Genomic DNA, 22,844 nt, shown 5'->3' on the forward strand with positions numbered 1-22,844 from the left:
AATTAATTCAATCTACTCGCTCTATTCATTAAAGAAAACCCCGCGTCCATCTATCTGCGCGTCTTCCTCTCTCCGCGTCTCCGCGTCTCCGTGTCTCCCCCTCCCCGCGTCTCCCCATCTCCCCACACATTGCTATGCACCACCACCAACTTGTCGTTGTACAGCCAATAAAGTAATATCATCAAATTGTGTGGCACTACCAGTATGATTTAAAACACTGGTAGATATTTCTTTGAGTAAACCTTCCGCCGAAGCTGCTTTTTTCTCCGCAAGTAACCGCAATTTTTCATTAGTAAAAAATTCACCTTTACTATTACGAGCTTCTGGTACTCCGTCTGTGTAACCTAATAAAATTTCACCAACTTCTAAGTGAGTTTGTTCAATTTTAAAATTCATATCAGCTAACATTCCAACTGCTGGGCCTGTAGAATTTAATTCCTCCTTGATTTCTCCTGTGACATCAATAATAAATAGTGGTTCATGACCACCATTAATATAAGTAATTTTACCATTATTTATGTCTAAAACTCCAAAGAAAAGTGTGGCAAACATTCCCACTTCACCATGATTTTTCGCAATATAATTATTAGTCAAACACACAGCTTTCAGAGCATGATAGCAATCTTCAGTAGCTAGACCTCTATCTAAATACAACTTATCTTTTTCACCTCCTAAATCCTCATTCATTTCTTCAAAATAATTTTGACCAGAAAAAACTCTAATTAAGCTGCGGAACAAACTCATAAATAATGCTGCCCCTACTCCTTTATCACAAACATCAGCAATTACTAATCCTACTGTATGATTAGAAAGTTCAAATACATCATAAAAATCACCAGCAACTTGTCTCGCTGGTTGAAAGAAACTAGCAATTTCCCAACCATTTTGTTGCGAAATTTTAGCAGGCAAAAAATTCTTCTGCATCTGATGACCTTGCTGTAATTCATAATTAAGAGCTTGAGAATAAGCTTGAACTTTTTCTAGACTTTCCTGTAAAGCTGCTTCGGCTTTTTTCCGTTCGCTAATTGCTTGAGAAATTTTGACAAACATTAGTTCAAAGGCATTAATTACTTCTCCTAATTCATCTTTTCTGTGGAGGGAAATTGAGCTAAATGCAGGTGGTTCTTGATCGTTATATATTGCTTCCCCTGCTTTATTCAAATCGCTTCTTAATAGTAGAATAGGATTAATTACAATTGGTTCTAAACATAGCCAAACTGTAATTGTCAAAAACAGAGATATGATAATAACTAAACCAATAATTCGAGAAATATAAGCCAGTAATTCTGGTCTGAGATTAGAAGCATCGTGGCGAATAATAATACTATAGTCTGTTTTCATATCTTTTCCAGACCAAATTAAGTCATCATAACGAGAAACATTACTATTGGTAGAAAAGAAAAGTTTTTTGGAATTGTTTACTTCAGAAATTGATAATTCTGGAGATTCACCAAATGTACCTACTTTTTGTTTGTTAGAATCATAAACAGTACCTCCTAAAATTAAAGCATTATGTTGCTTAAGTTCTGATAAATGATTGACAAGTTCTGTATTTGAAGCATTAGGATAGGTAATCAAAATCCAAGCAACTTTCCCAGAAGACATTTGCTTAATTTGAGATAGAAGTTCTTTTTCTCTTCTCTTGACAGAAGGGATTAAAATAATGGCTTCAATAACAATAATGCTAGTAAAAACACATAATACTACGCGACGTGACAATTTTGATTTTAGTCGGTCATTAATTGACTTAGCTAACTTTTGAATGCCAGATAGTTTGCTATTTTGTTGATTTTTTTTCATTTCAATTTCAGTTTGATAATTTGAATGATTTGATAACATATATTAGGTTTTAGGTCTTAGGTTTTAGGTCTTAGGTCTTAGGTTTTAGGTCTTAGGTTTTAGGTTTTAGGTCTTAGGTCTTATATCATGTCCGGATAATCAGTGATAAAAAACTTTTTCCCTTCTAACCTCTTCTTTCCTTCTGCCTCCAGCATAGCTGCCTTCTGCCTTACCTCCTCCAAAGTGTAAGTATTCAACCGGACATGATATTAAGTCTTAGGTTTTAGGTCTTAGGTCTTAGGTGTTATACCAATTTTATGTGAAGTGGCACAGAATTATAAAATTTATTAACTTGTATATCTCGATCTACAGTCAACCCCGATCAAAATATTATTCTATGCAACTTTATATTAATTTGGTATCAAAATACTTACTATAGATTATGCTATTTGTATATTGTTTTCAACAATTATTGTGATTTTATGCCTAAAATCAATCAATTAATTTTTATTTCTGAAACTTGACAGATTTATTCACGATTAAATCTACTTTAAATAATATCATGTTTGGATAATTAGCGGTCAAAAAAAATCTCCTTTTCCTCCTATTTATTCTTTCTTATTGCTTCTTTATTCTTCTTTCTTCCCCTCCTGGGAGGGGGAGGGGCGAGGGGTGGGTTGACTCCTGACTCCTGACTCCTGAGTAATTAAGATTAATATCATACACGCGCTTCAGCAGCACCGATTTTTGTATTGTTTTGGAGTAGTACCTGTAAGTTGATGAAATATTTTAGTCAAGTGGCTTTGATGAGAAAAACCACATTGAAAGGCAATTTCTGTAATGCTGATATTTTGCTGTTTCAATAATTTTTTAGCTAGTTCTACTCTTTGGTGAATGACATATTGATAAGGACTAATACCCATTGACTGCTTGAATAACCGGGAAAAATGATACTGACTCATACCAACTACAGCAGCAATTCTAGTTAGTTTTAAATCTCGGTCTAAATGTTCATTAATATATTCAATTGCTTGGCGAAGTCTATATTTTGATAATCCTCCTCGGTATTTATTAACTTCTAAAGTCATAGTGGAATATTCGCGGACTAAGTGAACTGTTAATGAATATGCTAATGACTCTGAATATAACCTACCTGCTACTCCTCCTGATTCTAGTTCCCCTAGTAGCAGCAACCCAACCTGGCGAATAAATGGATCGCACAGAGTAAATCTGTCTACGAGTTCAATTCGCTGGGGGTCTACTTCTACTACTTCAGTCGCAACTTTTTCCATGAGCGAAGGTGCTAAATATATGTATAACAAGTCTGGGTTTCCTTGAATATGCCATTGGGAAACTTCTCCACTTGGCACAACAGTTATATCTCCGGGTACTATCTTCCCCCGGTCATATTTTCCTTTTAGCGATCGCTCTATGTGGCAAGGATAGTCTAAATGAATTATTAGTAGTTCTTCTGGTATTGCAGGTAAGGAAAATTTACTTTCTGCTGCGGAATAGTATAGACGTTGTAGCAGAATACCTTGCCAATTATTCTGTTTACTTGATATCAACAGTTTGCTAGATTCTGGTTGGTTTGGTATTTTTGATGATTGAGGAATTACATTAGATTGTAGTATCATATTTTTTCCTTGTGATTTTTTAGTAGAAGGAAGAAGGAAGAAGGAAGAGGGAAGAAGAAAGAAGCAAGGAGGAAAAAAATTTGGCGTTGTCTGAGTTTTAAGCTTTTGTTCTGTCCGCGTCCTTTCCTTTATTGGTGGCTGAGAAAATAGCGATCGAAAAGATTGATAATTTTGCCTCCCTATTGCAATGTGGAATGGGCATCTTGCCCGTTCCTAATATTTTCCGCTTTTTTCTCCTTTATGAGGCTTTAAACCTTAATTATTCGGTAATATAGAATCGGGTTATATAATATCTGTTGATAATTCTATAATTACTTCAATCTCTCCCACTCCCTGTACGGACGTTGCATGCAACGTCCCTACCTCATCCCTTCCGTATCCGTGTATCCGTGCCATAATCCGTGTTAGCCACTCCCCCACTCCCCTACTCCCCTACTCCCCCACTCCCCTACTCCCTTACTTCCCTACTCCCAACAACTCTAATGTATGGCGATCGCACGCTGAGAGCGACTAATCATACCATCTCTTTCTAAGCGTTTGAGGGCACGGGATAGAGTTTCTGGGGTCAATCCTAACTCAGCGGCTATTTCTTTGAGAGGTCTATCTAAATTGACAAATGTCTGGTTAGAAAGTCTAGCTATCTGGGATAAATATTGAAGTACTCGTTCGTGGGCAGTCTTGATATCCCGTAATTCTAGATGGTGTTGTAGGCATTGATTTTTTCTGACTAAAATTGCCATGAAATCTTGAGCTAAGTCGGGATAGCTATGCAAAGCTGCTAAAAAATGTTTCTTCGGATAAACCATTACTTGTGAGGCTGTTTCTGCGATCGCTGTATTGGTATATCTGCTAGAAAAAAGTGTTGTCTCGGCTAAAATATCTCCTGCTGTAGCAGTGCATAACCTCACTATTGTTCCACAACTTTTGTAGCGCACTATTTTGAGTCGCCCAGTTTTGACAATAAAGATTGCTTGAGCTGAGTCTCCCTGCCAGAATAGTTTTTGCTCTTCTGACAACTCTCGCTTGGCGATCGTTTGACGTAAATAAGAAGGAAGGATATCTATATCTAAGAGCTTCGTCGGCACTTTTGCTTCTCCTGTTAAGTGAGATTTATAGCGCTGCGCGCAGGCAACAGGCAACAGGCAACAGGCAACAGGCAATAGGGGGAATAAAAATCTGTTTGCCCAAGCATTCCGTAGGAATAATATAAGACTTTTAGCTATTGTACAATTCCTACAATTTGTAAATATGCCAGCGCACATTGCTATATCAGTTTTTCTGGAACGATTATTCCAGAAACCACAAAGAAAATCACACAAATTTCAGCGTTAGAAGTTTATCTAAAGAATGTCATAACAGGGTGTTTTCCAGTTGTGGACAATCCGATCCAAACTTCTATAAATTGATAATTGATGGTTATTTTTTGTTTATATAACTACCCTAGCAATAACAGAACGCTCAGTCAAGTATATTAGCTTTCATTCAAATAAATTATTAATTATTGCCAGTTTAGAAGCAATTTATATACTATTAATCAAATTCTCATCATTAATTTATCTGTTTCTCACAAAGAGGGAGTAGGGGAGTAGGGGAGTAGGGGAGTGGGGGAGTAGGGGAGTGGGGGAGTAGGGGAGTGAGGGAGTGGAGGAGTGGGGGAGTAGGGGAGAAGTAAAAATAATGATAATTAATATTAAATTGACTCAAGTTAGCAAAAAGTTTATTAGGATAGTTTAATTACTTAATAACTGGAGTGTTATCTAAGTATAGCATTACTTTTGGCAATTGGTATAATATAGACTCTTATCTTTAAATACTAGACATCTCCAGAAAAGAGGGAATAGGGAATAGGGAATAGAAGGAAATAACTGATGATTTCTGTACGATAATTGATTTTATTTTTTATTTTTGGAGATGTCTACTTAATAACAACGATGTTACCAGATTTAATATCATTATCTGGATGTGAGACCGGGGAATTTAGAAATAGAATAGGGCTTGCTGAATAAAACTCAAACTCTTTACAGATAGGTGTTTTAGCTAATTTATGTACTAATAAAATGCTAGCTTTTAGGTGGTAATGGTTCAAAAATCTAGGATTTCCAGCAAGATAGGGGAAGAAAACTAAGGGAAGGTTTTTCTGGCTACTTCTTCTATAATTCCCATTCCTCCTGACTTCACCGATTCACCGATTCACCGATTCTACCCCCTACCACTCATACTTTTGAGCGCAAACCCTAGAATAGGAAAAATATCAGGAACGGGCAAGATGCCCATTCCACAAAACTATACAAAACCATACAAAACTATTAAAATCATCCCGCATTTATGCAACGCTCTGACTCCTTCTTCAATACTTTCTTCTCCTGACTCCTGACTCCTGACTCCTTCTTCAATCCAACTTTTCCATCGGTGCAGTCTTAGGATCAATAATTTTTTTACTCTTACCAAATTTGATACCTAAACTCAGTTTTTTTCCTTCACCAAAAACATTAGTTACCTGTCCTACTCCAAAACTTTTGTGCATCACTTTATCCCCAACTTTCCAATTTTCTCCTTGATTATTTGCCGATTTTTTAACATTAGTATTTTTAGTATTTTTGCTTTGACGGCGCGAACGATAAATCACCTTTTTCATCCCATTAGTATTAATCAAATCTTCCGGTAATTCAGCCAAAAATTGAGATGGAACTGCTACATCTCGCGCTCCCCAAAACTGTCGCCTTTCAGTGGCATAAGAAATAAATAATTGTTCCTGCGCCCTCGTAATTCCTACATAACAAAGCCGCCTTTCCTCTTCCAAAGACAAAGGGTCATTTTTACTGCGAAAATGAGGTAATAAACCCTCTTCCAAACCAACCATAAAAACCACCGGAAATTCCAAACCTTTAGCCGAATGTAAAGTCATTAACGATACAGCTTGCTGCCCATCTTTTAGATTATCTAAATCAGAAGCTAGAGAAGCATTTGCCAAAAAACCTCCTAAACTTGTATCCTCATTATCCTCTTGAAACTGAGCAACAGCACTACATAATTCCCCTAAATTTGCCAGTCGATTATCTGCTTCTTCCGTACCCTGTTTTTTCAAATCATTAATATAATTAGAATCCTCCAAAATTCCTTCAACAATTTCAACCGCCGTCAGATTTTCTACTTCATTTTGCCAATGTTTAATTATCTCGGCAAATTTATTCACAGCTTTTGCAGAACGCCCTGTCAAAGTATTAACAGAAGTTTCATCATTAATAATTTCCCACAAAGGTATTCCCATCTCCAAAGAAGCATTTACCAAAGTATCAATAGTTGCCTTGCCAATACCTCTTCTCGGAGTATTAATAATTCTGAGCAAACTAACAGTATCAGCCGGATTAGCAATGACCCGTAAATAAGCCAAAGAATCCTTAATTTCCTTCCGGTCATAAAATCTTAATCCGCCAATTATCACATATTTAATATCGTAATGAATCAAAGCTTCTTCCAGGGCGCGTGACTGAGAATTAGTCCGATAAAGTACGGCAAAACTTCCTAAATCTAACTCTGGGTTTTGGTCTGTAATTTCCTGAATTTTACTACAAACAAATTCCGCTTCTTCTAACTCACTTTCTGCCTCATAACAATAAATTTCTTCCCCTAAACCTCTCGTTGGTTTGAGAACTTTATCAATACGTTGAGTATTATTTTCAATCAACTTATTTGCCACTTCCAGAATATTTTCCCGCGACCGATAATTTTCCTCCAATTTAATCATTGTCCGCGTATCTTCATCCGCTAAACCATCACCAAAATCATGTTGAAAATCTAGCAAAATTGTATAATCTGCCATGCGGAAAGAATAAATTGATTGGTCTACATCTCCCACCACAAAAACAGAACGATTTTCCCATTTATTAAAATATTTAGGGTCTTCACCATTAGTTGCTAAAAATCTAATAAAGTTATATTGAGTCCGATTAGTATCTTGATATTCATCTACTAAAATATGGTTAAAATGTTTATGCCAATAAGCCAATACTTGCTCATTTTGCCGAAATAATTCTACAGGTATTCTGATTAAATCGTCAAAATCAAGAGCATTATTAGCTGCTAAATTATCTTGATAAATACCGTAAACTTCAGCAATTACTCGCCCCCGATAATCTGGCTCTGCTTTTTGATATTCTAGAGGCGACATTCCCTTATTTTTGGCATTACCAATAGCATATCTCACCGAACGTGGTTCAAATCTTTTGTCATCTAAATTAAGCTGTTTAGTAACAATTTGCTTAATCAAAGTTTGAGCATCACTTTCATCAAAAATAGAAAAATTTTTATCCCAACGACGCTTTTTTTCATCCTGATATTTATTAATATCAAAACGTAGAATACGAGCGCAAAGACTATGAAAAGTTCCCATCCATAAATGTTTCGTAATACTTTTATAGACTTGCGATCGCAACTTAGTCTGTTCTTCCAGTGTTAAAGCTGATAATGGTTTACCATATTTTGCTTCTGCTTGTTGCCCAGCAAATAGCTTTTCGATCCGCTCCTTCATTTCCCGTGCAGCTTTATTGGTAAATGTCACCGCCAGAATATTTTCTGGATGTACCCGATGATGGCGAATCAGATGGGCCACGCGATAGGTGAGCGCTCTAGTTTTGCCAGAACCAGCTCCCGCCACAACTAGCATCGGCCCGCAGAAATGTTGTACTGCTTGGCGTTGCGATAAATTTAGCTCACTCAGAAAGTCAGTAGTTTGCATAGTTGGATGTCATATATATCGGTTGATATATTGCATATTATCAGGAAAGGCTCTTTGAAAGGGGGGAGAAGGCAGAAGGAAAAGGTTAAAAGAAATGTAGGTTGGGTAGAACGAAGTGAAACCCAACAAAGCTTTATACCAAATTCAAAAGAGGTTGTTACAGCATTAATTCCTAACTTCCCACCAGCAGATAAAACCGCTGTAGTAATATTTTATGAAATTTGTATTTGTATTATTGGTGTTGGGTTTATCCTAACGGATAAGCTGGCGCTAACGTCCCTCAACCCAACCTACTTCTAACAGTAATTTTATAGATTTTGCAACCAAAATTCATCTGGTAAAGGTCAATCAAAATCATCACTCATTACCATAGAGCCTAAATTTAATCCAGGTTGAGGTGTTTTTTCTAATGGCAATTTAGTTTCAGCAACTGGATTAAGTAGAGTCAATCTAGCAACCGGAATATTATCATTAGTAATGACTATTTCTTGCTCATTTTGAATCGAATAGAGTAATTCAGTAATACTGATTGGTAGTTGTTTTAGGTCAAATGTTTTGTTTGACATAGCTTTGTATCTAAACGTGCTGAACAAGCGGAGCAGAAGTTGGCAGAACTTGAGGCCAAGTTGCAGGAATTGGGTATTAAGCCAAATTAAGTGTCCGTAGGGTGAGCAAAGATTTGATCGCAGAAACTTGCAATAAATCAAATAGTATTTGCTCACCTGAATTTTTGACTGTAGCTTCCGATATGAATATTTGCGAGCAGGATGCTCGCACTATTTATTTTCCAACTACAACCTAAATGTTGCAGTTACAATTTGCTTCTCCTTCATCAGAATAAGGATTTGGAAAAAACTCTAATTCTTTCACTTTATCTCTGAGGTTGCTATTAGTTACCCCCACATCATATTCAACATTAACTAACCGATTTTGTAGAGCGATAACTTTTTCCTCTAGGTATTCTATTCTGCTGAATAATTCTGAGATTTTTTTACTGTCTAGAAATTGCTGCATTTTGTTTGAGTTATGTTCAAAATTAATCTTGAGTTATTGAGAAAAACCTTGCTGGTTTGTATTAGCAAGGTTTGGTAAATAAACAGATATTTTTTACGCCGAAATATTAGGTCTCCACTGATTTCGCATAGCTTGGACTAGCATTCCTTCTGGGTTGCGTAGGGTCCCCCGACGACGAGATGCTGCAACGACTGCTATAGCATCTCGCACTACTTCAGCATTGGTGTTCAAAATCAATTCTGTCAACCAGTGGTTAATCTGAAATCCTGCCTTTTCCACTTCCTGCAAAATGTCATTTGTCTGAACATTGACAGGCGGTTGTGAAGTGTCTGGCATCTTGTGGTCATTTTCCACAACTTGGAGCAGACGGTCTAGCAATTCTGGCCCATAAGAATCAGCAAATTCTTTTGCCACTCGGATTTTGTCCCCTAGAGTTTGAGGATTTTGTCGATTTAATTCCATAATGTAAATGTCGTTAATTTTTTAGTTTCCCGATTCGCCCCTATGGTCGAGTTGGGATTTTTTTTGTTTGGCAGTTGTCCAAGCAATAGCAAACTGTGACCATAAGGTTTGAAATGGGAATCTACTCAACTATAATACATTTTTTTCAAAAAAAATAGGATTTTACTCAACTATATTCCTTGCATAGCAAGTATTTTATGATTTATACTATGCTTTCATATGCGTATTATATATATGTTTTTGTGCATACATGTTTCTGGATGTATATTAATTGATATCCTTAGAGTATTTACTTAACACAGCATTTTGCAGAGAAATTAAATACAATACTATACCCTAAAACTATTGTTATACAAGCATTTATGCCCATTATAATGTACTCAATAAACATGAAATTTGCTATGTCCTGATACGCAGTAATTAAAATATTCTAAAAGAAGTAGTCTTGTGTCATGCCCAAAAACGCCAAACACCCAAATCAAAAATCCAACGAAAACTGGAAACCTCACCCAGATGACAAGAACGCAATATTTGTTAGTCGTGCACTAGATGATTATGGTCTAAATCTTTATGAGTTCAGAATATTGGCTCATGTATCCCGTAGAGAGGGGCCAAAACATGGGTGTTACGCAAGCCAGAAAAAAATGGCTGAGTCTTGTGGTATGGGTCAAAGAAAAGTACTGGAAGTTCTCAAAGTGCTGTGTGAGGCAGGTATTTTGCGAAAGGAAAAATCCCCCACTAGACGCACCAATATTTATCGTCTTAATCCTGGCAGCAAATGGAAACACCCCAGGGAACTAGAAAATATTCGCCAGAAGGCCAAATCTCCTAAGAATAGCAAATCCCAACAGGAAAGCGAACAAGTTAATGAGTATGAAAATCTGGAATCAGAGAATACATCAGAAAATAATATATTTGCTGAAAAGGAATTATTTCCCGACCTTTGGGAATAATTGATTTATCTACTCAACTACACTTAATCTGGCTAATCTACTTACAGTATTTTTGTCAGATTTATTTCATTTAACAAAATAATTACCTCATAAGTTTTTTATAGCCAAACTACCTAGAAAAATAACTTAACCCTTGAGATTGCTTCCTTCCACTCCGTTCCAGTCGCAATGACGTAGTTGTAAATTTTCTCACCTACCTACTTAGAGTGTATTAATGAAATGTAACGCAGTCCAAATAACAATCAACAGGACTTATGCAAAGGCACTATGTATAGATTACAATAACTAACTATTGTCCAATAGTTTTGAGCGCTATATATAGCGTATCTGCGTAAGTCCTAAATCAATTCAAAACTCCCATAAAAAACGGACGAAATAACTCACAAGATAGACTCGCTCGATCGCCTTCCAAATGAACCAACCCCATGTTTTGCAACTTATAACCAAGGAATACTTTTATTTCTATGGGTTTGGAGTTGTTCACAATTTCAGTAAAGATAGGCAATAATTCATCATAGCGTTGCAGATTCCACCATTGTTGTTGTAAATGCTCTGCATAAAGAGCAGTTGCCCTCTCAGAATTTTCTAAAAGTTCTTCTAGGGTTATTGTCTGTTGCTGTAGGTAATAAAACGCCAACTGCAAGCGATAGGGATGTGCGCCAATAAAGGTAATTAGTTGCTCGATTTGTTGTTCGTTTATCTCTTGTTCGTAGCGCTGTGCTAGATCCTGCACTTGAGCTGGGGTAAATTCAGGTAAATTCATGACTAACCCAGTATTCAACAGGGAGGGATTAATTGAGGGTGGTATCATAATTTCAGTGGAATGAACTGTCACCAGTCGCAGCTTGTGCCAAGAATTACTTTCTGCTACCCTTGCTTTTGCTTGCTCAGACCAGGTTCGCAGAAGTTGGATAAATTCACGAGCAATATCTGGGTAGGCAAAAAGCTGATTGAGTTCATCGATAGCTATTACGAGAGGGCGATCTAGGTTGGCTAAGATAATATCATTGAAATAGTCAGTGGCGGTTGATTTGCTACCCAGGGAATTATCCCAAAAGTCCGCTATCTGGTTGGGAAATTCTAATTCCTTGCTAATTCTAGCACAGAACCATTGTAGGAAGCGTTCTAGGTTGTGTAAAATCTCAGCATCAGTGAGTTGTAAGTTCAGAGAAACAGTCTGATACCCCAGGGATTTAGCATAAGCAATGATGCGACTCATTAGGGAGGTTTTGCCCATTTGCTTGGGAGCGCGGATGTTTAGTGGTGTACCTGGTTGTTGAATGCTTTCGTAACAAAGGGATTCAATAATGGGACGGTCAATGTAAAAGACAGAATCTAGAGGCATCTGTCCTCCCGGTGCGGTTGGGGGTCGAGGTTGCAGATCGTCTTGTGGTTGAACCATTTTTTTTGTTTGGAGCGTGTTGTGGCGATCGCGCAGCACATCGAAAGGAGAATTGTAGTCTGGTTCAAGGAAGGAGGAGGTTTCGGCAGGAGGTATTGAGTTAATCTCAGCCAGATTATCTTGATTAGACTTTAGGTAGAGATAGTCGTCCTCTGTCAAGGTTAGATTAAAGGTATGGAAGCAGTACTTTAAGGTTCGCTTATCAACTCCTACTGAACCAGTCAAGACTTTGCTGAGGGTATTGGGGGTTAAGCCTGTTTTTTCACTGAGAGACTCAAGGGTGTACCGCTTATTTTCGTCAATTTCTGCATCGGTTTTGGCTTGAGTGAGTTTCCTGAAGCCTTGATTTGTTAGTTTGACACCGCGTTGCCGTTTAGACTTGAGCATTGTATGTAATAATAAAGAAGTTAAATAAAAGGTTTTTTAAGATTCAACTAAATGTTAGTCTTGCATAGGGATACTAGATGGGCGATCAAATCCCTGCTATACTGTTACTGAAATAATTACAATGCACCGTTACTCTCTATATTCCTTGATATTAGATACTCAACCGTAAATTCCGGATAATATCAGAACTCAGATTGTACAGACTCAACTGTAAATTCCCGACAATAGTGGAATTCAGATTGTCTGAAGATATGTTAAGGTTGCCGAACCTGAAGTAGAATTGGTTGTGCATAAAGAAAATGTGGGAGTTTTTTGGCTTGGTTGAGTGTTGTTTTTTTGTCTTCTTAAGATATTCTTATTATCAGTTGATTTCTGCATGAATAGCGATAATGTGCATGAATTGGCACAAGAAATTCTGCTGCTGTTATGGACGTGCAAAAAAATACAAATTTGATTTATAATGGTCATGTTCATGCATATCGCAGCGGTTTTCATGTGGATAGACCACAGTAGGGGCGTTAACGATAGTTATGCGAAGCAAACGGCCGTTCGCCCCTACAGGGTTTTGGTTATGACAATGTAGTTCATCAATCTGAAAAGCGCTGCAAAACCTAGCATAGCTACATCGCTCCTTGGAACTGGAACGACTTGATTACTTATCCCACACTTTACTGATGCACTACCATAGAGTTTATAACTTTTGAGTTTTTCCAAAGTTAAGCAATTTTCTCCCCAATGGTGGTGAAGCTCTTAAGTTTTCGATTCCTGAAATCAATATGGGGAATGACTTTGAAACTATATCCTTAACTTTTTTATTAAAGTTGCAAACTTTGGTGGTGTTTACGGGAGAAAACCCAAATAATATAAACATGACTTACCCAAAGACATAAATAGGACTTACGCATGAACGCTATTGGTAGGGTGTGTTAGCCCTAGCGTAACTGAGCAATATTCCTTATGTAGTGCCTTTGCGTAAGTCCTGATAAATAACGTTCCACTTATTCAAGGAAAATAAAAATGGCAACTTATACACTGAAAATCAGTAGTAGTTCGGAAGCAAGACAAGCAGCTGCAGCTAAAGGATACAATTTTATCTTGGCTAAAGGTGTCTCATCAGGAGGAGGTGATCCGGACTACAATACAGCTTGGATCGTTCTCAAACCCAATGAAATGACTGGCACTGACACTATCACTTGGACAGATGACTACTATGCCAATTTTTCAACACAAGAATTCAAAAATAAGGCAAAAATAGTCGGAAGTGGCAATGATGTTAAAATGACACCTGGAGGAGAGTACAATCTAGATAAAACAGGCGATTTAATAACAGATCCAAACAAAGAGCCTAATGGTACTGCTTTTCATTTCCATAATGATGAGGGATATGCTCTGGAATACGTACCGATATTAAAATCTCTGAACAATTTACAGCATCAGGTGCCAATCTGGTCTGCATCGACAGGAGTAACAAAGAACGGCGCGATTGATGCTACACCAGTGACGAAGGTAAGGGTATGGCTAGGAAAATACGAGCAAGGGGAAGCAGTATTAGCAGAATACGCAACTATTGCAGTAGAGTTTGACCTCACTACAATCTTCTCTGGAGAAGCAACCATCAATGATGATTTATCAGATTGGACTCCTATCTCTGATAATGCAAAAACGATAGAGCCAAACTTGGCGGATACTAATGAATTTTTTGAAGAAGTTGATCTGATCACTGTGACGACAACGTTCACTACCGCATTAACAGTAGTATCTGTAGGATACTTAACAAACAAGTTCTTAAGTTTGTTTGATCGTAATTTAAAGCCAAGTAGAATCGAAGTGTCAGCTCCTGGAGGCTTCACCCTGAAAGTTACATTCTCCCAACCAAGTTTATCGGTAGCCAATGCTGGAATAGATCAATATGAGTTGGCAGTTAACAAGGCATTATTAAGTGCTCAAGAGGATCTAGACTCAGGACTAAAAGGTGAAAAGTGGACTCTAACTGACAAATCTTTGACAGTTATGTAATACCTAACATAACTCTCCTTTTTAGTGCGAACGCCGCTCTTGTCGGGTGAGTTGATGTAATGTAACGGACCACCTATGCTATCATATTTCGGTGCGTTAGCGTTAGCGTAACGCACCCTACTGGACTGACACAAAACGCCGCTCTTGGCTCTTTTCGGGTGCGTCATGAAATGTACGCACCATCTAATTCCCCTCTTAATGATATAAATAATAGCTCTTGTAGTGGCGCGTCAAGCTTGAAATAGTGTTTTAGGAAAATTCTCCAAACCTTAGTCATAGCAAGAATTATACTAAAAAATTTAATACATCATTTTCAGCTTGACGCGCTACTACTGGCGTGACACTTGGAGCTGGAATGACTTGATTACTTATCCCACACTTTACTGATGCACTACCATAGAGTTTATAACTTTTGAGTTTTTCCCAAGTTAAGCAAATTTCTCCCCAATAGTGGCGAAGTTCTTAAGTTTTCGATTCCTGAAATCGATATGGGGAATGACTTTGAAACTATATCCTTAACTTTTTTCTTAAAGTTGCAAACTTTGGTGGTGTTTACGGGAGAAATTGCGCATTATTGAGTTAACGGAGGACAGGTAATCAAATTTTTCCCGTCCAAAGTCAAAAATGTAGCTAAATAAACGAAAGACAAAACATCATGAATGAATTAGATTGTGGCGACTTATCCATTAAGTTTGTTGATAAATTTGAACTTGCTTGGTGGGACAAAGGAAGTGGTGGAAAATATGATGGAGCTTATTATAAGCCTATTGTTCCGCAAGGTTACTATGCTCTTGGCTACTATGGACAAAGTAATTACAATTCCCCTGCTGGAGCGGTAGTTGTTGTCAAAGACTTAAAAAGTGGAGCATTGGCTCGTCCTAAAGGTTATGAATTAATCTGGAAAGATAAAGGGTCTGGTGCAGATATGGATGGAGCTTTTTGGAGACCCATTCCACCTAGTAGTAATTACGTAGCGTTGGGATTAGTTGTTACTAGAAATTATAATGAACCTAGTGTTAATGAAGTAATGTGTGTTCGTCAAGACCTAGTAGTACGAGGTGAGCCTGGCGATCAAGTATGGATAGATAAGGGAACAGGTGCAGATGCAGATTTTGGTTCGTGGGAGATTAACTCTCCTTCGATTTCTGGTTATGAGGAATACGCTTATATAGCAGCAGGTACTTTCTATGGCGTGGCTTCCCATAATCGTCCAAATGCGAATCCATCACTTTATTGCCTCAAAGTTAAATTGCCTTTTGAAAAGCGTCTGGTAAATCTTAAACAACCAACTTTAGAAAGCACACAAGAACCAGCTCCAACAACCGAACCACAGCTAGCTAACTCTGTTTGGATTCCTTTCCTTTCGGTTAAGGACGATCTGCATGATTTAGTATGGCGAGTAAATAATTCTCCATTTTATCGTCTTGATCGAGAAGAATTTTATACCCGTCAGTGGCATTACTTCAACAACTCTGAAGCGACTGATAGTAAAGAAGTTTCCGTAAAAGTTGGTGTATCTAAAACAGACAGTGAAAAATTTAGTGTTGTTACAGGTATATCAATTACTACAGAAGCTAGTGGTGGGGGTATCGCAAATGTAGGTTTCAGTTCAAAGGTATCAGTCACTTTGAGTCTGCAACTGGGGTATGAATCAAGTTCTTCTTTTACTCAAATGAGAGAGGATACAGTCACAGATACTTATAATATTCCTGGTTACACAGCTGTAGCTTTGTGGACAAAAACCCATAAATTTACTTTGAGAAGGTCTGATGGCTCAATAGTAGGAAACTCTTGGGAAATACAAACTAATAGTACTGTAAAAGACCAATTTACTGATGGTGAAGGAGAAATAAACCCCATCACTACAAACATTACCTTACAAGCTGATAACGGGCAGTATGTTTGTGCTGAAGATGGCGGCGGCCGTGAACTCTTAGCTAACCGCGATCGTATTGGTCCATGGGAAACTTTTGGCATGATCAAGTTAGGAGACAATAAGATTGCTCTACGTGCTGACAATGGACAGTATGTTTGTGCCGAAGGTGGCGGCGGCGGTGAGGTCGTAGCTAACCGCGATCGTATTGGTTCATGGGAAACTTTTAACCTGATTACGCTAGAAGACGGTAAGTTTGCCTTACAAGCTGCTAACGGACAGTATGTTTGTGCCGAAGGTGGCGGCGGCGGTGAGGTCGTAGCTAACCGCGATCGTATTGGTTCATGGGAAACCTTTAAGTAATAACGTGAGTTTTGGATAATCTGAAAGCTCTTGTAGGGTGCGTTAATGAAATGTAACGCACCTTATTTATGGGTATTTGTTTGAAAATGGGAATCTTAACACACGATCACTATTTACAGCAGTTTTCTAGTTGATGAGGTACAAAGTTTTATTGCTCTAGGGAACAGGGAATAGGAAATATAAGAATTCCTGTAAGTGTACCTCACTATCCTCAAAAGTGCTGTAATACCCTAAAACCGATGGGTTAGGCAATGCTTACATATCCTACAAATTCTACCTTCTGAGTGTTACTCCAGTAGGGAGCGTATTTACGGCTACAATTACTTGCTGCTCATTGATTTAATAATCCGTCGTAACTTACCAGAACATGATGGGGTGGTGCCTTACGCTATTGAAATCCTTTTTTAACAGCAACATTTGCCAAATATCCTGCAATTGGTTCTGCTATTTTTGTCATGGAAAATAAATCCATAATTTCACCAATAATTTGTGAAAAAAACTGTCTTATAAATTCTCAAAATAGCGTCAGGAATTACTTCTGAATTCTAAATTCTATAGCAGTCGCCACTATAGTTAGGACATCGGGTAATTATGATGATTTATGACGCGAGCAAGATGCTCGCACTAATTGTCCTAAACGCCTTGGCGGTTGCTATAAATTCTAAATTCTAAATTCTGAATTCTGAATTCTAACCACTGCATCATAATCATTCTGCGCTCTATTTTCATAATTAACCCTCGCTTCTGACTCTTTATCTCCATAGAAAAAATTCAAAAGTGCAAACCTTAAACCAGATGTCACTGGAGTAGCTTCGTGCATTAAAGAAGAAGAAAAAATTACCGCACTACCAGTATCAGGTTTATAAAAATGAGGTCCGTATTCTGGAAATCTTAAAAATCCTCCCTCATATTCACCCACATTCAAATTTAATGTCATTGCAAATATTCGATGTATTGTACCCGGTGTAGTATTATCTCGGTGTGCATTAAAAAAACCACCAAGACTGCCATCATAACAAGCTATTCTATAGGTTTCATGTCTAGTAACATTAAAATTAAAAGCTTTTTTTATCTCCGGAAATACCCTTGATATCATGATTTTATCTAAACTGGTAATAATTTCCTCATCTTTCACAAAATGGTCTTTTCTAATCTTATGAGTGTGGTCAATATATCCCACAGTTTTATCGCCTTTTTTACGCATAAAACCTGATTCATCATTACCTTTTGTATGCCAAATATCAATCAAATAATTACAATATTCTAGAGAAAAAACATTAGGAATTAACAGTACTGGAGCCTGGGTCTGAATATGACGAGGTTCCTCTTTAGGCAGTATATCTTTAATATCTTTTAATATTGCTTCAACACTACTTGATAAATATTTAAGATGATAAATTTTAACTATTCTTTGGTTAGGATCGAGTAAGAAAGCTACCCGGCTATATTGTATAGTTTCCGGGTCATTATCTCCAGGAAAACAAACACCATACTGACGACTGATTTTATTCTTAGAATCTGACAGCAATGGAAAAGGAATATTATATTCTCTGGCAAATTTTTGATGAACTTCTAGTGAGTCAGAGCTAATTAGATAAACTTGTAAATTAAATTTATTAAAAGTAGATATTAAGTCTCGAAATGCACAAGCTATCTCTTGACAAGCAGGAATTTCATCGGAGGCATAAAAAATTAGAATTGATGGCTTACCAGCTTCATCTCTCAAATAGAATAATTCTCCTGACTGGTCTGGTAAAATAAAAGGAGGAGCAGGGTCTCCTAAACTTAATGTTTTTGTCGATGTAATCATTTTTTCAGTTATCAGTTACCGAATAATTAATAATTAATAATTAATAATTAATAATTAATAATTAAATAATTCTGGTTTAAAGCCTCCCCTTTTAAGGGGAAAAAAAATAAATAATATTTCCTTATATTCAATTCTGTAACGGTTTTACCCAGAGGTAATTATCCATTATCAATTATCAATTAATGAAGCATAACCACTATATAACGTTTACTGCTGACCACTGATAGCTATATTAACAAATAGGTTGCTTTCCTGGTTTTACAGCATGAATATATTCACTTCCAGAATTAGGCCAGCCACGACGATAAGCTGCTAACTCTGGTTTTCCCCATCCTAACTGTAGTAGCATCTCCAGAAAATTAGATTTTTCCCACTTCAACATATTTGCCCATTCTGTACGTTGAGCGATCGCTTCTACTTCTTGTATTTCTATTTTACGAAAGTCTCTACCACTACCTACACTTAAATATAAGTCCATTCCCATTGTCACCTGACTCCAGAAATTTAACACAGAAGCTTTTGCTGCCTGCAAAATTTCTAGATCGCTCAATAAAGCAATTAATTGTTCATGCACTACAGGAAAACTAATAGTCTTATCATTAACTGTCACCTGTCGCCACACAATACCAGAGACCAAATATTCTGTTTGATAGCGATGAACAGCGGCTTTAAAATCTTGATATGCAGTAAACTTTTGGAAAGCTTCTGGTTTGAGAAAATGGTCAACTACTGGGTTTCCTGTGCGGGGAGTTGCTGCCAAATTCAGACGCTGGCCTTGCAGACAAGCTTGGCGCTCTTCAGCCAGGATATCTATTAGCTCGGTAGTGCTGTAGACCTTTGACATGAGGACATATTATAGTCAGGGTTGGATAAAATATCTTTATTCTGACATATTTTGGGTCATTTCAGTTATCAGTTATCAGTTATCAGTTATCAGTCAAAGAGGGGGTAGGGAGTAGGGGCGAATGGCATTCGCCCTTGCTTGCTATATGTAGAGTCCCTGTGTAAGTCCTGATAAAGTGTACAGTCTACATGGCATTGCTGAGAGGCGGGATGAATATAAGTGGTAAGTGGGGGCAGGCATCCTGTCTGTCCCTGCCTACAGTGAAAATATCAGGAACGGGCAAGATGCCCATTCCACTCTCACAAAACTATTAAAATCATCCCGCATTTATGCAACGCTTCCTAGTATTATGCAGATTGACTCTCAACCATTTGATTTTCCTGTCGCAGATAAGCTTCAATGAATGAGTCTAGTTCGCCATTCATCACATCTGTAATAGCAGTAGTTTCTTTCTGAGTTCGTAAATCTTTTACCATCTGATAGGGATGGAATACATAGTTACGAATTTGATTACCCCAAGCTGCTTCTACCATATCACCCCGAATTTCACCAATTTCCTGAGCGCGTTGCTCTTTGGCAATTATCAGTAACCTAGCTTTGAGCAATGCTAAGGCTTTTTCCTTGTTTTGTAACTGACTGCGCTCTTGGGTACAACGCACAGCTAAACCTGTAGGAATATGAACAATGCGCACTGCTGTTTCAACTTTGTTGACGTTTTGACCTCCCTTGCCGCCAGACCGAGAAGTGGTAATTTCCAAATCTTTTTCTGGAATATCTAACTCTACAGAATTATCTAGCACAGGCATCACTTCCACTCCCGCAAAACTGGTTTGCCGTTTGCCGTTGGCATTAAAAGGTGAAATTCTGACTAAGCGGTGAGTACCTTTTTCTGCTTTCAGATAACCGTAAGCATAGCGCCCGATAATTTCCAGAGTTGCAGACTTAATACCTGCTTCATCTCCCTCAGAAATTTCTGCTAACTGTACCTTATAGTTATGGCTTTCTCCCCACCGGGTATACATCCGCAGCAACATTTCTGCCCAGTCTTGAGCGTCTGTACCTCCAGCGCCAGCATTAATAGTAATAACTGCACCATTTTGGTCATAGAGACCAGATAATAATTGCTCTAGTTCCCACCGATCTAATTCTTGGTTGAGACCAGAGATAGTTGCTTGAGCTTCTTCCAATAAAGACTCATCTGTCTCTAGTTCCAATAACTCAAAGATCGCTCTAGTATCTTCTAGATTATTTTCCCATTGCTGATATTGCTGTAGATGGGATTTGAGATCGTTAAGTTCTTGCAGAGTATTTTGTGCCGTTGTTTGGTTATCCCAAAATTCCGGTTGAGCTGCAACTTGCTCTAAATCTTGGATTTTTGCTTCTAGTGCCGGAACGTCAAAGATAGTCCTGGGTTTTTCCCAGACGAGAGGACAAGTTTTCAATTTCTCGTTTAATGTCTAATACTTCCATGGCGATCGCCTCCTTTCGTTGACATCTTCTGTTGTTAAATCAAAGATTATAACGGGAAATTCCTAAATCTCACGATATCAGGAACGGGAACGGGAACGGGAACGGGAACGGGAACGGGCAAGATGCCCATTCCACAAGAATACAAAACTATTAAAATCATCCTGCAGTTATGCAACGCCTTTTTGATAGAAAGGGAAAGAGTTGCTTAGGACTTATGCAGATGATGAACCTCAGACAGGGAAATATTTTTCCTACCGTTCCCTATTCCCTATTCCCCGATGTATAAATTAGTCGCGACTATTAATAGCTATCAAAAGTCGCAGAATAAAAATGAATAGGTTGATATAAGTTAAGTACATTGAGAGAGCTGCGGGAATATACTGATCGTCGCGATAAGTACGAGGCAAGATGTAAAAATCTACTACTGCAGCCCCAGCAAATAGAAATACACCTATGCCAGAAATACCTATTTCTAACCAGCTTGGAGTATAAACACCGAAAAAGCTAAAAATAACTTGGCCCACAACTGCTACTAAGAGAGCCATTACTCCCAAGCTGACAGTTTTAGTCAAGGCCATGCCATCTTCTTCAGATAGATTTGAGCCTATTTGACGAGCTGCAATAAAGGTGACACCACAACCGAGGGCCGCAAAACCTACTCCCCCAATGCCTACTCCTTGGGTTTTTAAGGCCACATATACTAAACCACTCAGGGTATAGCCGGATAATAAGCTATATGTAGCTAATAAGGGTAGAGCTACATTATTATTACCTTTCTCCGCAATTCCACGGGCAATAAAAAATAATGCTAATTCGCCGATGAGTGCTACCCAGAATGTGGTCATAAATAGACCGGGGTTAGACTGCAGCACTTGTAGGCCACCAAAAGTACCTACTGCTGTGAGAATTAGGCCACCACCTACAAAAGGTAGAGCATTAGAAATCACGTTAGGGCCAACTAGGTTTTGACTTTGGGCCTCACGAATTGCTTGACGAAAATTGCTGGTATTAGCCATAAGAGTTTTCCTTAATTACAAAAAAGGACTTTTATCAACAAAGGAGTCAGGAGCTAGGAGTCAGGAGTGAGAATTAAATTTAAGATGTACGCTAATTAATTCTGTGTCCTGGTATTGTCAGTCGCCAATTCCAAGCCTCCTCTACTTCTAGCTAACTTCTTCTATTTATATATATATTGACATTTTAATCGAGTTTTTGCAGTTACCACATTCAATCTATTTTTGCCAGTGATATTACACACACTTCATCAGAAATTGTTATCTTCTGGGAAAATTCACTTAGTTTACTATAAAATACTTAGTTACATTGACTGAGTTGTGTAGACTAATTACTTGGAATTGGGCTGGAAATCTGTATAAACCTTTTTTTTCTCATTTTTCATACATATCAAGTATGTCAAATCAATTAATTAAATATACTTACGACTATTTGTCTAATTGTTAATACTGTTGTATATGTGATAAAAAATACTTTTATTCCGTAAATATATCTGGTTAAATAGCATTGAATAGGGTGAAATTAGCAGTAGTGTTTTGTAAAGATTCAGTAAAATCTCGCAAAAAGGGTTGCCACACTTAAGTAGGATTAGCTAGATTATATTTGTGAGGGCAAGAGAGGTTCACAAACTGCTAACACTACTGAGAAGTATTAATCTTCAACTTCAGTAATTCAAGATATTAAGAATCTAAGTGTTATCCTCATCATCACTCAATCAACAAATAACTAACTTATTAGGAGTCTCAAAAATGAAAAACCAAATCGTTGCTTCCATCGCTGCTCTTCCTTTCGCTTTAGGTACTGCTTTCGCTGGTGCTGGTGTTGCTAATGCTTTAATTATTGAATTTGATGATGTTTCCATAATGGGTGGTCAACTTTCTTATGATGGTGAAGGTGGCGCTCTCATTGGTACAGACATATTGTTCGATACGATATCGGGCATAGAGCATGATGGTACTTTCGTGTCAGAACTTGAGTGTATGGATTGTAAAGTGAATTTTGAAACAGGAGGCAATATTCTTGAGGGTCCTCCTGTATATACATTCGGTTCTGGTGGTAGTATAACAGTTACAGGTACAGTTAAA

At 37.7% G+C, this 22,844-nt stretch carries 17 protein-coding genes; 5 read left to right on the forward strand and 12 right to left on the reverse strand.

Features of this window, described 5'->3' with window-relative positions; genetic code table 11:
• Nucleotides 1-132 precede the first annotated feature (132 nt).
• The 4 genes from F6K54_RS12645 to pcrA all read right to left on the reverse strand — a co-directional run bounded on the left by F6K54_RS12645 (nucleotide 133) and on the right by pcrA (nucleotide 8,151).
• Nucleotides 133-1,800 (reverse strand): PP2C family protein-serine/threonine phosphatase, encoded by a 1,668-nt coding sequence (locus tag F6K54_RS12645; RefSeq protein ID WP_293077969.1) that lies wholly within the window; start codon nucleotides 1,798-1,800, stop codon nucleotides 133-135.
• 710 nt (nucleotides 1,801-2,510) lie between these two features.
• Nucleotides 2,511-3,416 carry an AraC family transcriptional regulator gene (locus F6K54_RS12650; RefSeq protein WP_293077971.1) on the reverse strand — a complete coding sequence of 302 codons (906 nt, stop codon included), beginning with the start codon at nucleotides 3,414-3,416 and terminating at the stop codon, nucleotides 2,511-2,513.
• Nucleotides 3,417-3,895: 479 nt separating this feature from the next.
• A complete protein-coding gene (locus tag F6K54_RS12655; protein WP_293077973.1) occupies nucleotides 3,896-4,501 on the reverse strand; it encodes a Crp/Fnr family transcriptional regulator in 606 nt (201 codons plus the stop codon).
• Between the two features lie 1,304 nt (nucleotides 4,502-5,805).
• On the reverse strand, nucleotides 5,806-8,151 hold the full coding sequence (gene pcrA, locus F6K54_RS12660; RefSeq protein WP_293077974.1) for a DNA helicase PcrA: 2,346 nt from the start codon (nucleotides 8,149-8,151) through the stop codon (nucleotides 5,806-5,808).
• A 6-nt stretch (nucleotides 8,152-8,157) separates the two neighbouring features.
• Here pcrA and F6K54_RS12665 point away from each other — a divergent pair, with 6 nt between their 5' ends.
• Nucleotides 8,158-8,451 carry a hypothetical protein gene (locus tag F6K54_RS12665; RefSeq protein ID WP_293077976.1) on the forward strand — a complete coding sequence of 98 codons (294 nt, stop codon included), beginning with the start codon at nucleotides 8,158-8,160 and terminating at the stop codon, nucleotides 8,449-8,451.
• 44 nt (nucleotides 8,452-8,495) lie between these two features.
• Here the strand turns inward: F6K54_RS12665 and F6K54_RS12670 are convergent, their stop codons facing one another.
• The 3 genes from F6K54_RS12670 to F6K54_RS12680 form a co-directional block, all read right to left on the reverse strand.
• On the reverse strand, nucleotides 8,496-8,717 hold the full coding sequence (locus F6K54_RS12670; protein ID WP_293077978.1) for a type II toxin-antitoxin system Phd/YefM family antitoxin: 222 nt from the start codon (nucleotides 8,715-8,717) through the stop codon (nucleotides 8,496-8,498).
• Between the two features lie 232 nt (nucleotides 8,718-8,949).
• On the reverse strand, nucleotides 8,950-9,165 hold the full coding sequence (locus F6K54_RS12675) for a hypothetical protein (RefSeq protein ID WP_293077980.1): 216 nt from the start codon (nucleotides 9,163-9,165) through the stop codon (nucleotides 8,950-8,952).
• A gap of 93 nt (nucleotides 9,166-9,258) precedes the next feature.
• Nucleotides 9,259-9,627 carry a hypothetical protein gene (locus F6K54_RS12680; protein WP_293077982.1) on the reverse strand — a complete coding sequence of 123 codons (369 nt, stop codon included), beginning with the start codon at nucleotides 9,625-9,627 and terminating at the stop codon, nucleotides 9,259-9,261.
• Nucleotides 9,628-10,079: 452 nt separating this feature from the next.
• Between F6K54_RS12680 and F6K54_RS12685 the strand changes: the two genes are divergently transcribed.
• Entirely contained in the window at nucleotides 10,080-10,580 is a 501-nt protein-coding gene (locus F6K54_RS12685) for a helix-turn-helix domain-containing protein (protein ID WP_293077984.1), read from the forward strand.
• A gap of 343 nt (nucleotides 10,581-10,923) precedes the next feature.
• Here F6K54_RS12685 and F6K54_RS12690 read toward each other — a convergent pair whose 3' ends face one another.
• Nucleotides 10,924-12,369 (reverse strand): AAA-like domain-containing protein, encoded by a 1,446-nt coding sequence (locus tag F6K54_RS12690; protein ID WP_293077986.1) that lies wholly within the window; start codon nucleotides 12,367-12,369, stop codon nucleotides 10,924-10,926.
• Nucleotides 12,370-13,386: 1,017 nt separating this feature from the next.
• Here F6K54_RS12690 and F6K54_RS12695 point away from each other — a divergent pair.
• Nucleotides 13,387-14,385: a hypothetical protein gene (locus F6K54_RS12695; protein WP_293077988.1), complete on the forward strand. Its 999-nt coding sequence runs from the start codon at nucleotides 13,387-13,389 to the stop codon at nucleotides 14,383-14,385.
• A 655-nt stretch (nucleotides 14,386-15,040) separates the two neighbouring features.
• Entirely contained in the window at nucleotides 15,041-16,621 is a 1,581-nt protein-coding gene (locus F6K54_RS12700; RefSeq protein ID WP_293077990.1) for a Vps62-related protein, read from the forward strand.
• 661 nt (nucleotides 16,622-17,282) lie between these two features.
• On the opposite strand, the gene F6K54_RS12705 is transcribed toward F6K54_RS12700, so the two are convergent.
• The 4 genes from F6K54_RS12705 to F6K54_RS12720 form a co-directional block, all read right to left on the reverse strand.
• Complete coding sequence (locus F6K54_RS12705) at nucleotides 17,283-18,431, reverse strand: redoxin domain-containing protein (RefSeq protein WP_293077992.1); 1,149 nt, start codon at nucleotides 18,429-18,431, stop codon at nucleotides 17,283-17,285.
• A gap of 232 nt (nucleotides 18,432-18,663) precedes the next feature.
• Nucleotides 18,664-19,275, reverse strand: a complete 612-nt coding sequence (locus tag F6K54_RS12710; RefSeq protein ID WP_293077994.1) for a hypothetical protein — start codon at nucleotides 19,273-19,275, stop codon at nucleotides 18,664-18,666.
• 347 nt (nucleotides 19,276-19,622) lie between these two features.
• Nucleotides 19,623-20,745, reverse strand: a protein-coding gene (gene prfB / locus F6K54_RS12715) for a peptide chain release factor 2 (RefSeq protein WP_293077996.1) whose coding sequence is annotated in 2 segments (ribosomal slippage) — nucleotides 19,623-20,672 and nucleotides 20,674-20,745 — 1,122 coding nt in all. Because the reading frame shifts where the segments join, the coding sequence is not laid out codon by codon here.
• A 287-nt stretch (nucleotides 20,746-21,032) separates the two neighbouring features.
• Complete coding sequence (locus tag F6K54_RS12720) at nucleotides 21,033-21,761, reverse strand: Bax inhibitor-1 family protein (protein ID WP_293077998.1); 729 nt, start codon at nucleotides 21,759-21,761, stop codon at nucleotides 21,033-21,035.
• A gap of 747 nt (nucleotides 21,762-22,508) precedes the next feature.
• On the opposite strand from F6K54_RS12720, the gene F6K54_RS12725 reads away from it, so the two are divergent.
• Nucleotides 22,509-22,844: hypothetical protein (locus F6K54_RS12725; RefSeq protein ID WP_293078000.1), on the forward strand; the 336-nt coding region annotated here is incomplete at its 3' end.

The organism is Okeania sp. SIO3B5, from assembly GCF_010692555.1.
In the GTDB taxonomy this organism is placed as follows: Bacteria; Cyanobacteriota; Cyanobacteriia; order Cyanobacteriales; family Microcoleaceae; genus Okeania.